This window comes from Bathymodiolus heckerae thiotrophic gill symbiont (genome assembly GCF_900128515.1).
Classification (GTDB): Bacteria; Pseudomonadota; Gammaproteobacteria; order PS1; family Pseudothioglobaceae; genus Thioglobus_A.
The window spans coordinates 1-14315 of sequence record NZ_FQTP01000002.1 but is presented as its reverse complement, the minus strand read 5'-3'; the positions used below and the strand labels follow the sequence as shown (position 1 = coordinate 14315).

16 protein-coding genes and 1 pseudogene are annotated in these 14315 nt (G+C 36.6%); 4 read left to right on the top strand and 13 right to left on the bottom strand.

The window, feature by feature from the left end; all coding sequences use genetic code 11:
* Window positions 1-3: 3 nt before the first annotated feature.
* From BTHERMOSOX_RS00410 to rpmH, 5 genes are read right to left on the bottom strand one after another with little or no spacing between them, the layout of a single operon-like run.
* Entirely contained in the window at window positions 4-867 is an 864-nt protein-coding gene (locus BTHERMOSOX_RS00410) for a TauD/TfdA family dioxygenase (protein ID WP_138118447.1), read from the bottom strand.
* Window positions 860-2491: a membrane protein insertase YidC gene (gene yidC / locus BTHERMOSOX_RS00405; RefSeq protein WP_138118446.1), complete on the bottom strand. Its 1632-nt coding sequence runs from the start codon at window positions 2489-2491 to the stop codon at window positions 860-862. The genes BTHERMOSOX_RS00410 and yidC overlap by 8 nt, the downstream gene beginning before the upstream one ends.
* A gap of 19 nt (window positions 2492-2510) precedes the next feature.
* The gene (gene yidD, locus BTHERMOSOX_RS00400) at window positions 2511-2732 is read right to left on the bottom strand and encodes a membrane protein insertion efficiency factor YidD (protein ID WP_138118445.1); all 222 of its coding nucleotides are present in this window, start codon (window positions 2730-2732) and stop codon (window positions 2511-2513) included.
* Entirely contained in the window at window positions 2732-3073 is a 342-nt protein-coding gene (rnpA, locus tag BTHERMOSOX_RS00395) for a ribonuclease P protein component (protein ID WP_138118444.1), read from the bottom strand. The genes yidD and rnpA overlap by 1 nt, the downstream gene beginning before the upstream one ends.
* Before the next feature lie 13 nt (window positions 3074-3086).
* Window positions 3087-3227, bottom strand: coding sequence for a 50S ribosomal protein L34 (rpmH, locus tag BTHERMOSOX_RS00390; RefSeq protein ID WP_053951347.1), 141 nt, complete (start codon window positions 3225-3227; stop codon window positions 3087-3089).
* Window positions 3228-3380: 153 nt separating this feature from the next.
* Here rpmH and dprA point away from each other — a divergent pair, with 153 nt between their 5' ends.
* Genes dprA through topA form a run of 3 tightly spaced genes read left to right on the top strand, consistent with a single transcriptional unit; the run spans window position 3381 to window position 7347 of the window.
* A complete protein-coding gene (gene dprA, locus BTHERMOSOX_RS00385; RefSeq protein WP_138118443.1) occupies window positions 3381-4475 on the top strand; it encodes a DNA-processing protein DprA in 1095 nt (364 codons plus the stop codon).
* Window positions 4472-4963, top strand: coding sequence for a Smg family protein (locus BTHERMOSOX_RS00380; protein WP_138118442.1), 492 nt, complete (start codon window positions 4472-4474; stop codon window positions 4961-4963). The genes dprA and BTHERMOSOX_RS00380 overlap by 4 nt, the downstream gene beginning before the upstream one ends.
* Window positions 4963-7347 (top strand): type I DNA topoisomerase, encoded by a 2385-nt coding sequence (topA, locus tag BTHERMOSOX_RS00375; protein ID WP_138118441.1) that lies wholly within the window; start codon window positions 4963-4965, stop codon window positions 7345-7347. The genes BTHERMOSOX_RS00380 and topA overlap by 1 nt, the downstream gene beginning before the upstream one ends.
* 547 nt (window positions 7348-7894) lie before the next feature.
* Here topA and BTHERMOSOX_RS00370 read toward each other — a convergent pair.
* The 8 genes and pseudogenes from BTHERMOSOX_RS00370 to BTHERMOSOX_RS12015 form a co-directional block, all read right to left on the bottom strand.
* The gene (locus BTHERMOSOX_RS00370; protein ID WP_171004603.1) at window positions 7895-9163 is read right to left on the bottom strand and encodes an APC family permease; all 1269 of its coding nucleotides are present in this window, start codon (window positions 9161-9163) and stop codon (window positions 7895-7897) included.
* A complete protein-coding gene (locus BTHERMOSOX_RS00365; RefSeq protein WP_138118439.1) occupies window positions 9156-9476 on the bottom strand; it encodes a cupin domain-containing protein in 321 nt (106 codons plus the stop codon). Before BTHERMOSOX_RS00365 ends, BTHERMOSOX_RS00370 begins: the two co-directional genes overlap by 8 nt.
* Window positions 9466-10197 (bottom strand): YqcI/YcgG family protein, encoded by a 732-nt coding sequence (locus tag BTHERMOSOX_RS00360; RefSeq protein WP_171004602.1) that lies wholly within the window; start codon window positions 10195-10197, stop codon window positions 9466-9468. Before BTHERMOSOX_RS00360 ends, BTHERMOSOX_RS00365 begins: the two co-directional genes overlap by 11 nt.
* 240 nt (window positions 10198-10437) lie before the next feature.
* Window positions 10438-10734, bottom strand: a complete 297-nt coding sequence (locus tag BTHERMOSOX_RS00355; RefSeq protein ID WP_171004601.1) for a sulfurtransferase TusA family protein — start codon at window positions 10732-10734, stop codon at window positions 10438-10440.
* A 4-nt stretch (window positions 10735-10738) separates the two neighbouring features.
* Entirely contained in the window at window positions 10739-10891 is a 153-nt protein-coding gene (locus BTHERMOSOX_RS00350) for a hypothetical protein (protein ID WP_212744621.1), read from the bottom strand.
* Between the two features lie 219 nt (window positions 10892-11110).
* Window positions 11111-11485 (bottom strand): heme oxygenase-like domain-containing protein, encoded by a 375-nt coding sequence (locus BTHERMOSOX_RS00345; RefSeq protein ID WP_138118436.1) that lies wholly within the window; start codon window positions 11483-11485, stop codon window positions 11111-11113.
* A gap of 84 nt (window positions 11486-11569) precedes the next feature.
* Window positions 11570-12586 carry a thioredoxin family protein gene (locus tag BTHERMOSOX_RS00340; RefSeq protein ID WP_138118435.1) on the bottom strand — a complete coding sequence of 339 codons (1017 nt, stop codon included), beginning with the start codon at window positions 12584-12586 and terminating at the stop codon, window positions 11570-11572.
* A 93-nt stretch (window positions 12587-12679) separates the two neighbouring features.
* Window positions 12680-13514: pseudogene (locus BTHERMOSOX_RS12015) on the bottom strand (IS30 family transposase).
* A gap of 272 nt (window positions 13515-13786) precedes the next feature.
* Between BTHERMOSOX_RS12015 and BTHERMOSOX_RS00320 the strand changes: the two are divergent.
* Window positions 13787-14315 (top strand): inverse autotransporter beta domain-containing protein (locus tag BTHERMOSOX_RS00320; RefSeq protein ID WP_171004599.1); only part of this gene is annotated, 529 nt, incomplete at its 3' end.

The window sequence follows — 14315 nt, the reverse complement described above, 5'->3', positions numbered from 1 at the left end:
CCTTTATTGAATCTTATTAAAATAACGTCCGCGTAGCATTAGTCTTGGCGAATCGGGTGTATCTATAAATGCAGTGCGCTTGTGTAAGATGTTATTGCAAATCAAGCCTTGGTTGGCGCTCATAGTGTGTGAAAAATGATACTCGGTAGTATCGGCCAGTAGTTGGTCAAGTAGCGCAACTGCTTGTTTGATTTCATCCGAGTTATAAAATTCAATGTTTTTCTTTCGTTGCGTGTAACGCATTGATAGTTGATCGGTTGATTCATCGATGAAGAAAATTGGGCCGACAGATGTTTCACGGCTTATTTTTCCATCAACAATATGTGCTGGAATGCTCATGGCTTTTGCATGTATTAGTGCCTTAGCCACATCTGGATTTTGCTCTCTTAATAGCAAGTAAACCATTTGATGGTCAATCCAATTATTCTCCCCACCCGTGTGGGCAGGGTTGACACAAAATAAAGAGAAGACACGAATTCTATTTTCTATAGAATTATAATAGCCATCAGTATGCCAGCCAATCGCACGATTGGTATACGGAATAAATTCAGCCTGATCTTTTTGGTCGCTTTGAGTAATATGTGCCAAACCTTGATCTTTTGCATATAAGTGCTGATCAAAGGCTTGCAAGCCAAACTGTTGATTAAATTTGATTAAGCTTGTTTCATAATTTTGCAATTGCGGTGTTTGAAATAATGCAAAGTTATTGTGCTCGCACAAAGTAACAATCTGATTCTTTTCAACTTGCGTTAATTGTTCAGGATTGCTAACTTCTATTAAACAGTCTTCAACATGAGTGTCAGTATTGGCAAGTTTTCGATCTCGCCAAAATTGGTAGTCATCAACCGAAGTGATGATATTAGCCATTAATTCTCTTGTTGATAATCCATTGCTGTGTAATTGACAAGATGTTGTTAACTACCCAGTAAAGTACTAATCCTGATGGGAACCATAGGAAGAAAATTGTAAATACAAACGGTAGTGCCATCATAATTTTGGCCTGCATTGGATCAGGCGGTGGCGGGTTAAGTTTCTGTTGTACGAACATAGAAACACCCATGATCAGCGGAAGAATGTAGAATGGATCTGGTGCTGAAAGGTCTAACAAGTACCAGAATGGTGTTTGACGCAGCTCAACCATTTCTAATAGTACCCAGTAAAGAGAGATGAACACTGGGATCTGTACTAAGATCGGCAAACAACCTGCGGCAGGATTGATCTTTTCCTTCTTGTATAACTCCATGGTTTTTTGACCCATTTTTTGTTTGTCATCACCATAAGTTTCTTTTAGTTTGGCCAGCCTTGGAGATAGTTTTCTCATGCCGGCCATTGAGCGGTAGGACTTCTCACTAAGCTTGTAAAAGGCTAGCTTGATTAAAATTGTTAGAATAATAATCGCATAACCCCACGACTGTACAAACGAATATATCCAATGCAACACTTCTGATAACGGCTTGGCAATAATAAATAAAATACCGTAGTCAACTGTTTTGTCTAAGCCTGGCGCCAGGCTATCAATGCGCTCTTGCTCTTTCGGACCAATGTACAAAGCATTTGTACTAAGTGTTGTAGTAGTACCTGCTGCAACACTTTGAGCAGGGTTAACAATGGTTAATAAGTATTTTCCGTTGTTAATTTTAGAAGAGTAGTTATGAGTATTTTGTGCTTCAGGAATCATGGCGACAAAGAAATAATGCTCAATCATAGCCATCCAACCACCTTTAGAAGTAGTTTTTGGCTGTTCATCAAATTCATCAAATGCTATCTTTTCAAAAACCTCTTGATCGTCATATTTCGCACCACCTGTATAAGTAGGCATCATTATGTTTGACTGATCTAAAGCGTTGCGTACTAGTTGTGTATAGCTTGTAACATCAACGCTGTTGTTAGAGTTGTTGCTCACTTGGTAATCTACATTAACAACATAACTACCCTTAGTAAAGTGATAGTTTTTGGTAACAACCGTACCATTCTCACTTTTCCAAATCAAAGGCACAACTAAGCTATCGCCCTGCATTTGATAATAACTTTGACCCGAGCTAAAAAATGAATGATGCGTAGGCATTTGTTTACTTGGTAGCAAGCCACTTTGTGCCTGGAAAAGCTCACCAGATTTATCGCTTAATAATTGAAACTTGGGTTCAGATCCAAGTTCAATTGGGTAATCATTGAGCCATGCATTGGTGATGGTGCCACCTTTGCGACTAATTTCTAGTGTTAGTAAATCAGTATTAACAGTGACAAAAGAGCCGCTATTAGTTTCTTTAGCGATAGGTACATCTGCTGTGGCTAATGTTGTGCTGATGGCACTTGGTACATTAAGCGCCTGATCATTTGTATTAGATGCAACGTTGGTCGCTGTATTTGCAGTTTTTGGCTGGTAGATTAAATTTCCATTAGTATCAACGGCATGTTGTCTATCCCACTGTTCATTAAGCAAGAACAAACTAAGAAGAATAGCAACAATAAGGAAAATTTTTTGATTGTTCATCGGTATTTTTTAAGTTAAATTAAATTATTTTTTTTGGTACTGGGTCATATCCACCATCATGCCAAGGATGACATTTGCTGATACGTTTTGCACTCAAGGCAAGGCCTTTAAAAAACCCATGATTCTTAACAGAATCATAAGCATATTGAGAGCAAGTCGGTTGAAATCGACAGTTAGAGCCAAGCATTGGGCTAATAAATAGCTGATAAAATTTGATCGGAATAAGCAATAAATAGCGCATTATTTAGTTGCTACTTTAGTCAGTAGCATTAATAAATCTTGTGCAATAGTGACGTTATTTGCAGTTTTGGCATGTCTTGCCATGACGACAAATTCCCAATTTTTAAATTCAGCTTGCTGTAATCGAAAAGTTTCACGCGCAATACGTTTAAAGCGATTTCTTTCAATCGCTAGATGGTGTACTTTTTTAGAAATAGCAAGCCCAAGTTTGGCTTTAGTTGTACTTGTCTTGATGGCCATAACCTGCCAATATTCCCCCCTAGTCATATTACCATTATTAAAAATGGATTTGTATTCACTAGGTTTTAATATTTTAGATTGGCGGGCTAATCTAAAAGACATTTACAGATCGGTATTAAGCTGTTAAACGCTTACGTCCTTTTCTTCTGCGCGCATTAACAACTGCACGACCTGCTTTGGTGCTCATTCTTGATCTGAAACCGTGTTTACGTTTACGTTTAATAACACTCGGTTGAAAGGTTCTCTTTTGCTTCATAATGAATATCGCTCAATAAAATCTTGCAATTTTACCATAACTTAACGAGATTTGTATTAACAGTGATGAATATAGATTCTAATAATTGACAGATTCTATCATTGTTATAAAGTGCTACAATAACAAGCATTCAAGGGTTATTATTAGGATCTAATGGATTTAGTTTATTGGTTGTTGTTATTAAAGGCGCCACATTTAGGTGTTAAAACATTTTACAAAGCCTTGCAATATTTTGAGTCGCCACAACAGGTGTTTTCTTCAAGTCATACTGAAAGGCTCAACTCGGGATTATTTCGCAAGCCCACTTTAGAATATTTGACCACAATAGATACATCCTTAGTGCAGACTGATCTTGATTGGCTTGAGGGGGATGATTGTCACATACTAACATTGATTGATGAGAATTATCCATCACAACTAAAAACCATTGCTGATCCACCACCTTTATTATATGTCAGAGGCGATATTTTTTGTTTGTCCAAGCCGCAGCTTGCTATTGTTGGTAGTAGAAATCCGAGCACAGGCGGCAAGCAAAATGCATATCAATTTGCTAATCAGCTAGCAAATCTTGGGCTGGTTATTACTTCAGGCATGGCTAGCGGTATTGATGCGCAGGCGCATATTGGTGCATTAGAAGCGCAAGTAAACACCATTGCGGTTTGTGGTACAGGGCTGGATAGAATTTATCCTGCTAAGCACAAATCCTTAGCGCATCAAATTTCACTACAGGGCGCATTGGTTTCTGAATTTTGTATTGGAACAGCGCCAATTGCAAGTAATTTTCCAAGGCGTAATCGTATTATTAGTGGATTGAGCTTAGGTACACTAGTGGTAGAGGCTAGCATTAAAAGTGGCACCATGATTACTGCAAAACTAGCTGCTGATCAAGGAAAGGAGGTATTCGCCATTCCTAGTTCAATCCACAATCCATTAGCTGAAGGTTGTCATGATTTAATCAAGCAAGGCGCAAAATTAACCAGTAGTATTAATGACATTATTAATGAGTTGCCCGAGGGGTTATTGGGTAATATATCATCCATAAAAACCAGTCAATCAACAAAACAGGTGGACAAAACAGGGTTTAACGTATTAAAATGTCTCAGCTATGAGGCTTTGACGGTTGATCAATTAGTTGAAAAAACCAAACTTAGCCCGCAACTAGTAACACAAGAGTTGTTGTTACTAGAGCTTAACGGCCAGATTGAAAGAACCAGCTCGCAAGGCTATATATTAAATAAACCAATATGACGCATAATATTCTAGATGTTTTAACTTATATGTTTGATTATCTTTTCGAAGAGGCAGAACATAATGACGCCCATGAAATCGATGATATTGAATTAAAAGCTCATTTATCTGATGCAGGTTTTGATGTTATTGGCATTGATAAGGCATTAAATTGGCTTGAAAATATAGCCGCTTTGCAAGATGGAAAGATCAAGCCTTTTAGTACTGTATATCAATCAAGCATGCGAATTTATTCGGAAGCTGAGCAGAAAAAATTGGATTCAAAATCACGTGGATTTTTATTATTCATGGAAAATATTGGCCAGCTAGATGCTAATCAGCGCGAAATGATTATTGAACAAGTGATGTCATTGGGCGAAGCAAAAATTGACTTAGAAGATCTTAAATGGGTGGTAATGATGGTGCTAGGTAATAGTGTCGAAGGTGAGATATCAGCGCAATGGCTTGAGTCCATTGTTTTTCTTGACGAAAAACGTACTTTACAATAATGGCTAAGAATTTAGTTATTGTCGAGTCTCCTGCCAAGGCCAAGACGATTGAAAAATTTCTAGGCAAAGATTATGCGGTTAAGTCTAGTATCGGCCATATCCGCGATATGCCAAAGAAAAACATGGGCATTGACATTGAGAACAACTTTGAGCCAACTTATGAAGTAACAGCTGACAAAAAGAAAGTTGTTGCAGAATTGCGCAAAGCCGTTAAAACTGCAGAAAAAATTTATCTTGCAACGGACGAGGATCGTGAGGGTGAGGCCATTGCTTGGCATTTGTTAGAAGCATTAAAATTACCAAGAGACACCCCTAGAATCGTTTTTCACGAAATTACCAAAGGTGCAATTACTAACGCGATTGTTAAGCCAAGAACCGTAGACTATGATTTAGTTGATGCACAGCAAGCGCGTCGTATTATTGATCGACTAGTAGGTTTTGAAATCTCTCCAGTGCTTTGGCGCAAGATTTCAGGTGCGCGTTCAGCAGGACGTGTTCAATCTCCAGTGATGCGACTGGTGGTTGAGAGAGAACGTGAAATCACTAAACATACTTCTATTTCGACTTATAAAGTCAAGGCAGAATTGGTTAATGGTAATGGCGAAGTGGTTGATGTTAAGTTAAACAAAGATTTTGATTCAAAAGATGAGGCTTTGGCATTTGCAACCAAACTTCTATCATCTGATTTAACTGTTTCGTCTATTGAAAAGAAGCCATCTAAGCGCTCTCCAAAAGCACCATTTATTACTTCTACATTGCAGCAAGAGGCGTCGCAAAAGCTTGGTTTTTCAGTTAAACAGACCATGACTATTGCACAAAATCTATATCGTGAAGGTTCAATTACCTACATGAGAACAGACTCATTTACTTTGTCTGAAACAGCTATTGAGGCGGCAGGTAAAGTGATTGAGCAAGAGTTTGGTGCTGAATATCATAGTGAAAGACGTTTTAAAACCAAGGATTCTGGCGCTCAAGAAGCGCATGAAGCTATTCGCCCAACTGACTTAACCAAGTCAAGTATTTATGGCGTAGACGAACAAACAGCTCGACTCTATAGTCTGATTTATAAGCGCACGTTGGCATCTCAGATGAGTGATGCTAAATTACAAAAAACACAAATAAAAATTAGACTATCAAATGCGCAAGAAATATTTTTGGCAAATGGCGAAATTCTAATTTTCCCTGGATTTTTAAAGGTTTACGATTACTTATCAGCCGATGATAAGTTATTGCCTGATTTGCAAGAAGGTGAACAATTAACGTTAGCCAGTTTCTCTGCAAGGGAAAGTTTTTCACGTGCTAAACCAAGATATACCGAAGCTTCATTAGTTAAAAAAATTGAAGAAATGGGTATTGGCAGGCCTTCTACGTTTGCCACCATGGTATCAACCGTGCAAGATCGAAACTATGTTACCAAAGAAACCAGAGAGGGTTTTGAACGTGAGTATGAGTTAATTGAAATTGAAGAAGGTAAAGTTGTAGAGTCAAAACCAAGTGAGACTACGGGTGCGGAAAAAAATAAATTGTTCCCAACCAATGTTGCTTATTTATTGAACGATTTCTTGGTAAAGAACTTCAGCAATATTATTGATTACGAATTTACTGCAAAATTAGAATCCGATTTTGATACGGTTGCGACAAAAAATGTACCTTGGAAAAATGTTGTTAAGAATTTTTATGAGCCATTTCACGCTCAAATCGTAGCTGCTGCTGATATTTCAAGAGAAGAAACTCATGGTATGCGTGAGCTCGGTAAAGATCCGAAATCTGATAAACCGGTTAGTGTTCGTTTTGGTCGTTATGGTGCATTCGCACAAATTGGCCACAAGGATGACGAAGATAAGCCTACTTTCGCCGCACTTAGAGGCACATTAGATATTGAAACTATCACCTTAGACGAAGCCTTAGAATTATTCAATATGCCTAGAACCGTTGGTGAAACTGATGACTTTGGCGTCATTAAGGCGAACTATGGGCGTTTTGGCCCTTATATCCAATACGGTAAAAAGTATGTTTCGTTAAAAGAGGTTTCTCCTGAGGAGGTAACGTTAGAAACAGCCTTGGAACTAATTGCAGCTAAAGAAAAATTTGATGCTGAACGTATTATTAAAACTTTCGATGATAGTGAAATCCAAGTCCTGAATGGTCGTTTTGGCCCTTATGTTTGGAATGGTAAAAAGAAAGGCAAGGGTCAAAAAAATATTACCATTAAGAAAGTTTTTGGCGATAAAGATCCTGCTGATCTTACCCTTGAAGAATGCAAGAAAGCTGTTTCTGGCAAGCTAAAGCCTAAAACTAAAAAACGCAAAAAAGCAGCACCTAAAAAAGCCACCACTAAAAAAGCAATAAGTAAGGTCGCTAAAAAACCAGCCAAGAAAAAGTAACCGGTGGCATAGCCTTATTATCACACAGCCTTTTTGTATCGTTGCGGTGTAAAATGCATAGCAATTATTATTAAGGGTCATAACGGTACTTTAACATGATTTTAAATATGCTTAAGTTGTCATGACCCATTAAATTATAACAAACTTTAGTCTGTGATATTTAAAGATAAAGTGTGATGAGTGCTTGCCCACTAGGATTTACTCTCCTAGTTTTTTACACATAACACCGCCATCTCCAAGGAGTATAGCGATTGATGTTGCTAATGTGGTGTTAATCACCTTTCTTGTGCCTGTGAGGCTTAAGTGATGGCGTATTCCCGGGAGTGTCTTCATTATCTCGTTGACGCTTATCTGGCTTCCCAGTCGATTTAGCAGTTCTTTTTGGTCCTGGTTTGGCTCCCTTAGCATTCCCCTTTAATGGCGCCTAGTATTATTGCTGAGCGCTTTAATTACATGTGGGCTAATTATGTGAATTCAAGTGTCAGTATACATAATGCTTGAATTCAGCCAACGCGTTAGCGGTCGACAAGAATGGTTTGCTATGTTTTTATTTCCACGATTTGTATTTACTCATAAAATACCCAAAACTAAGCAAAACAATAGGGTACAGCAACTCAACACCAAATGTACCCATTGTTATTACAACAATCATAAGGGAGATAATGCCAAATATTTTTTGTTTTTTTGTTTCAGATATTTTTATATAAGCTAAAACCGCCATGCCGTATAAAATAAAGAAGTTTTGACCTGTAAGCCTCAACAAATCATTAACTTTCAAAATATTAAAATAGTTTAAAATTAGCACTGTTGAAAAAAACAAACATGTAACTACGAGCGATGCTCTAGGCACTTTATTTACACTTAACTTGGCAATTGACGCCGGAAGCAAACCCTCTCTAGCTGATGAAAATACTAGTCGTGATGCAGCCCAAATTGCACCAATAAGGTTTGCTAAGATAATAATAAATGACAGTACTCCAACTAAATTTCCAGCCATACTGCCAAATACCTGTTGTGCCAAAGCCGATAAAGGGGCTGTACCTAGCAATACATCATCAATGGGGACAATCAACTGTATAGATATTACTAAAAGAAAATACAAAATAATCACTATAAAAAAACTAAGTGCAACTGAAATGGGGTAGTCTCGCTTCGGATTCTTGTACTCCTCAATTGTAAAGGATAACATTTCCCAGCCTGTATAAGCAAAAAACACCATGCCTAATAAAGGGAAAATATTACTTATTTCAATATTTGAAATTCTGTTTATTCCTTCTCCTTTATATTCACTTACAAATACAAGTGACAATATTGGTATTAATAGTAATGCCAAAACTAGAGTTATTGCTAAATATTTTTGTATATTTCCTGAAATAGCCGCGCCCAAATAGTTTACTGTAAATGCAGCAAATATCATTAATAGCGATATAGTCAGAGTAATAATTTCAAATTGAACATCTACAAAAATTAATGTATTTACATAATAACTACCAGTTAGAGCAATTGCCGGAATACCCAAGCCAAAAGTACCCAGCAACATCACTTCTGTTGCACTAGATATGTGCCTAGAAAATACATTTTGCATAAACCCTGCAACTCCTCCAGCAGTTGGGTATTTTGCACCTAATGCGGAAAATATTACAAGTAAAGGAATAACCAGTAAAGCGCAAATAACCCAAACATAAATTGACGATGCACCAGCATCTTGATAAGCTAAACCAGGAAGCAACAAAAGACCGCTTCCAACAACGATGGTTATCCCCAAGCCTACGGCTTGGCTAATGCTTAATGACTTTTCTAACTTATTATTAATCATTTTTATTATCCTTAAGCTCAAATGCGATAATGTATAAACAACCATTTTTTCCAGCAACCGATGAGTGAACTGTTTCAGAGGTTAATAAAATTCTATCTCCAGAAGTGCAGGTGATATTCTCACCATCAACTGTAAATATTATCTCTCCACTAATAATTAATAACGTTTCATTTGTTGAATGTGTGTGTGCTTTATGTTCTCGACAGGAGGCATCTCTTTGCACTTCAACAGAGCCTGTTTCGGGTAACAATATCATAACTGCCTGCTCCATTGTTACAGGACTTCCTTTTTGTAAGACCACTTTATCGATCATGTTGCTTCTCTTTTAATTGAAATGGGCATTTTTTGTTATTTGTTTCATTTGTATCTGAAAGATAGTATTGTAACCATTCTTTATTTTTTTTATCTCCATAAGTTCCTAATTCTGGATGCACATCAATATCATCATATGATTTTAGTATTTCTCTTACTATTTTTTTAGATTTTCTCCCTGCTGGTTTTTGTAAGAATTCAAATACCCAGCGCGGTTGAAGCGTAATCATAAAAGTACCTGCATATCTGCTTCGTCTTAACTTGTGAGCTGGGTTATTGCATACAACAAAAATAGGCTCTTCAGAGAATGAGAATTCCCAGAGGTAATGCTCCGGATCTTCTGAAATCTCTTTTGGCCAACTAGATGAATCAATATAGTTTAATCTCTGTAATATAGACCAAAAATCTCGCTCATAATTTTGTATTGAGCGTATTTTCGAGTCTGGCTTAAAGAACACCACCAGAGATGTATTTTTCCCGTATGTTCTAGAATTTTTTACATATTCTTCTAAGACTATTGCTAAGGGGTAAATATCTGGATCTCTAGCTTGCGAATTTGAAAAATAATATCTTACTTGCTGGTTTTTGACACCTGCTGTGCCAAAAACACACGGGAACTTTTCATTCTCATTTGTCATTGTGGTATAGAATTCTTCAAAAACTACATTTTTCCACTGCTCTTTTTGTTCTCTTGCCTCTTGCAAGTTTAAAACTTTTGGCATTAGCCTCTCCTTTTGAAACATAACTATTTACTATGACTGTATTCTGAATATTGGTATCAATTTAATACGTAAATCATAATTTTCAGTGCGAATATACTATTTATACTCTGATTACAGCGTGATATTGGGTATATTGATATAGTTCCCACTAGATGAGATTTAGTAAACCTGAAGTATTAAACAGAGCCATATAGCTCTATCTCAAAATTCGTGATAGTTGCGAATCCAGCTTTAAAAAAATTAATTGATAATATTTATTTCAAAATGTTCTTCTTGTATCGTAGTCTTTAAAAAAGTATACCCTTTACTATTGCACCAAATTTTTACGTCACTTTCACATGGAAAATAGCTGGCTAATAAGGTTATTTTTGAATTTTTATCTAGCTTATCGACCTCTCTATTTATTGAAAGAAGATACCCTGGGCATGTCGGCCCTCTAACATCAGTATGATATTGTGAATCATTTACTTTTGTAACAATCGCACCTATTGTGCCAAGATTATCATGATCAAATAATTTATCGATCCATGGAAACACTATGCTATCTCCATGATTTTGTCTCGTACATTTGTAACAATTCATCCCAGACATAGCCTCTTAAAATAAGAGATTTCTTTACTTCTATTTCAATAGTTTTATAATCAGATGGATCTATATGCAATGCCAGCAATAAATTAGCATCGTCATTGTACATTTGATCTCTATCACCATGTCTATCAAAAAATGCATAATTTACATTATTATTTTCAAACTTGGAAATTAACGATTTTTTTTAACAAAGGGAAATTATTAGGTATGGTCAATTCACCACCAGATCCAAGCCAAGCCAGCGCTGTTGAAAACGAACCCTTGCTGATAGCATTAGACAAGCCATCACCCAACAATTCTATTGTGTATAGATTTGGCGGCTCTGTTATCTTTTTAAATCGTATCCAATAGAATCAGGCATTGACAAATAAAGATTGTAATGGCAGTTATATAATTTACCTCTTCCCATTTCTTCATATAGATTATCAAACAACATAAATCTACTTTCGATATCTGGCGCCACTCCCGATAAATTAGATAATTCAGCGGTAAAAACTCGAATATGCTTTGAAAATTGTGCATGTACAAAAGCAACAAATTCTTTTTCAAATAATCCTTTAGACATTTTAATAAGTAACGGATGATTGAATACATTCATGCTCTTAATAGATTCTTCTAAATTTAAAATGAATCTCAAATTTTTTTGTACATCTTTTGAATTTAACTGCTCTTTACTATATGGGCTTTCTAAGTTTTCCATTTATTTTCCTTTTTATAATTAAGTCATTCTCTAATTAGTGCTTTATGCGCAATTTATTTTTTAATAAGGCCACTACTAATTAACCTACTTACTAATATCAATATCAATACCTTGCTCGAGCAATTCTTCCTGCCTTTCTACAGGATAAGCATTGTAAGTTTTAAATTCTTGATAAGAGCCACCACTCACATAACGCAACACTTCTTGAAAGTGAAACTTGTATAAGAGTCCGTCAATGCGGGTAATTTCACGGCCTTTATCAAATAAGATAATGTCAGGCCTATAGTTAAGTTTGAGTTGTTTAGCCCAATCTTTAGGCGTGGTTTTATTGCCTTTATTGTCAATAATAGTTTGAGTTGAGTCAGCATCAAAGCGCACTACTTTAAATGCTCTAAATTCATTAATTACAGCCTCATCTTCAAGTGTTGTGTTATGAAAATATGCACAAGAATCACAATTTTTATCTTCAAAGATAATGGCCAATGGTCTTTTGATTATAGAAAAATCAATAAACTGTTTAAACGTCACATTGCTTTGCAATTGGTAACTGCCGGTTTCTTTAGATTTTTCAATATATTGGGCTAAAGTTGAATCTTTGTACGCTTTATCGTGCACATAAGCCAAAACCTGTTTAAATTTCTCAGGCTTGCGATAGCCGTTAGTTCGGGCTACGGCTTCATTGTTTTGATTCAGGAAAACAATGGTTGGTGTGTATTGCACACCAACTTTAGTGGCTAGCTCTTTTTCAGTTAAAGATACATCTTCAGTAATGACCACTTCTTTACTGCCAAGAATATTAATAGCAATCACATCAAAGTGTTGTTGGATAAACTCTTTAAGAAATGGCTTTTCAAAATTCTTTATCATCTGATTGTAATAAGGACATTCACTCAAATAAAAAAACAACATAACGTGTTTATCCTCTTCTTTTGCCTCATCAACATCATCAGCAATTTCTAAAAAGCTGGCTTTAAACCAAGGCAACATTGTGTACGGTGCGCCACCAGTAATAGCACCGGTTTTTTCTGGTTGTTGTGCATAAGTGATATTGGAAAATATCAATATAATAAAAATAATGGATTTTAAGTTTGTAATATTCATGTCCGCTCCTCAATAGCTACTGTATTGTGTGACCGCCAATACTTTGGTTTTATTATGTTTATTCATGTAAACTTTAAACACGGTGAATTCGACTCATAAGTGCACCACTTCCAATTGACGAGCATCCACACCCGTCATCTCTAAAAACACCTGGCAAGGTGTTTTAAATCCTAAACACTTTCTTGGTCTAGAATTCAATGTATTTACTTGCTCATGTCCAACAAATTCCTTGCCATTGTCATAGGTAATAGAGCGCACAAGATCTTTAATTGGTTTGAGTAGAGTGCTTATGGCAGCACTAACCCCCTCTTTGTGTTTTACTATTCAGTGGGTAGGCTAGTCTTAACTTTGATATGCGCTCATCCAGAGTAACAATAACACCTTGATGTGCTTTACCAATGATAGTGTCAGCCTCAAAATGCCCAAATTCATCTTGGTTATTAGCAGCCTCGCTACGCTCGTCTATATCAACTCGATTGGGAATGCCTGTGCGATTGTTTACATAGCCATAACGCTTGCGATAAGGCCTACCTTGATGGCGTAAATATTTATACAAATTACCGCCACCCAATTTATCTTTGAGTAGGTAACGATAAATACTCTCATGGTGAAGTTTAAGGATATTGTTAGTGTCAAGCCAGCCACAGACTTGTTCAGGTGACCAATCAAGCTTTAAACAATTACGAGTCAATTTTTTACAACTATCATCAAGTTTGACAAGCTTACGTTTGTCTTAATGTCTTTGCTGTGCAAAGTTATCAGCTTGAACATAACGATAGCCTCGTCCTCCAGTATTACGCCTTATCTCTCTTGATATGGTTGTGTGCGAGACGTTTAAATCCTTAGCAATTGTTCTTATAGATTCATCATTCTTACGAGCAATATTGATATAATGCCTTTGCTCAAGGGTTAGTTGTTTGTACATAATCCACCTGTTTTTTAGCGAGGACCGATGATTATAAAACACCGGCTAATCTTTGAGCCTAAATTCAAAGATTAAGTGTATTTTTTTCTTTTTACTCACAGGGCACAAATCCTTGACCTACGGCCAAGTAAAAAAATACACGCTTTGCAGTTACACTAGGTGGTGCGTTTATGATGTGAATTTAAGTTTCTATTTTTGGATTGAGGTATTCATAATCTTGCACTGCAAGGGGGGTACGTGGTAGAATGCGAATTACTATTTAATTTTTAACTAAAATGACAACATTAAAAAACAAAAAAACTAACCAAGCACTCACATCTCTAGGCGGGGGGGAAACACTCCCTAGTGCACTAACCAAGCTTAAACAGCTTTTTGTATTTTTATTACTAACCCTATCACTCAACACTACCGCCGTTGATGCTCGCCAAGCAGGCGAGCAAATACAATCTCAAATAGTCAATAAAGCCATCAGTACTACTGAGGGCTATATCAACACCCAAGCCAACGAGCTTATTAATAACTTTGGCAAAGGTAGAACTTCAATCAGCATCAAGGGTATTGAATCAGATAAGCCAAGCTATAGTATCGATACCATTCAGCCTATTAGTGAATTCAATACTGACATTCAAGAGCTAACTTACGTCCAAGGCTCAGTGTTTTCTGGTGAGAACGAAGGTGAGCGTCGCAACACCATTAACCTAGGTATTGGACAGCGCTACCTAGTAGAAGATCAGCGTGCCATTGCAGGTATCAATGCGTTTTTTGACTATGAAGATTCATCTAAACATAAGCGTGCATCACTAG

Excerpts from the sequence above, each read along its gene's own strand:
- rnpA (WP_138118444.1), bottom strand. The coding sequence starts at position 3,073 with ATGTCTTTTAGATTAGCCCGCCAATCTAAAATATTAAAACCTAGTGAA.
- dprA (WP_138118443.1), top strand. The coding sequence starts at position 3,381 with ATGGATTTAGTTTATTGGTTGTTGTTATTAAAGGCGCCACATTTAGGT.
- BTHERMOSOX_RS00350 (WP_212744621.1), bottom strand. The coding sequence starts at position 10,891 with ATGTACAATGACGATGCTAATTTATTGCTGGCATTGCATATAGATCCA.
- yidD (WP_138118445.1), bottom strand. The coding sequence starts at position 2,732 with ATGCGCTATTTATTGCTTATTCCGATCAAATTTTATCAGCTATTTATT.
- yidC (WP_138118446.1), bottom strand. The coding sequence starts at position 2,491 with ATGAACAATCAAAAAATTTTCCTTATTGTTGCTATTCTTCTTAGTTTG.
- topA (WP_138118441.1), top strand. The coding sequence starts at position 4,963 with ATGGCTAAGAATTTAGTTATTGTCGAGTCTCCTGCCAAGGCCAAGACG.
- BTHERMOSOX_RS00410 (WP_138118447.1), bottom strand. The coding sequence starts at position 867 with ATGGCTAATATCATCACTTCGGTTGATGACTACCAATTTTGGCGAGAT.
- BTHERMOSOX_RS00345 (WP_138118436.1), bottom strand. The coding sequence starts at position 11,485 with ATGGAAAACTTAGAAAGCCCATATAGTAAAGAGCAGTTAAATTCAAAA.
- BTHERMOSOX_RS00380 (WP_138118442.1), top strand. The coding sequence starts at position 4,472 with ATGACGCATAATATTCTAGATGTTTTAACTTATATGTTTGATTATCTT.
- BTHERMOSOX_RS00340 (WP_138118435.1), bottom strand. The coding sequence starts at position 12,586 with ATGAATATTACAAACTTAAAATCCATTATTTTTATTATATTGATATTT.
- BTHERMOSOX_RS00360 (WP_171004602.1), bottom strand. The coding sequence starts at position 10,197 with ATGCCAAAAGTTTTAAACTTGCAAGAGGCAAGAGAACAAAAAGAGCAG.
- BTHERMOSOX_RS00365 (WP_138118439.1), bottom strand. The coding sequence starts at position 9,476 with ATGATCGATAAAGTGGTCTTACAAAAAGGAAGTCCTGTAACAATGGAG.
- rpmH (WP_053951347.1), bottom strand. The coding sequence starts at position 3,227 with ATGAAGCAAAAGAGAACCTTTCAACCGAGTGTTATTAAACGTAAACGT.
- BTHERMOSOX_RS00370 (WP_171004603.1), bottom strand. The coding sequence starts at position 9,163 with ATGATTAATAATAAGTTAGAAAAGTCATTAAGCATTAGCCAAGCCGTA.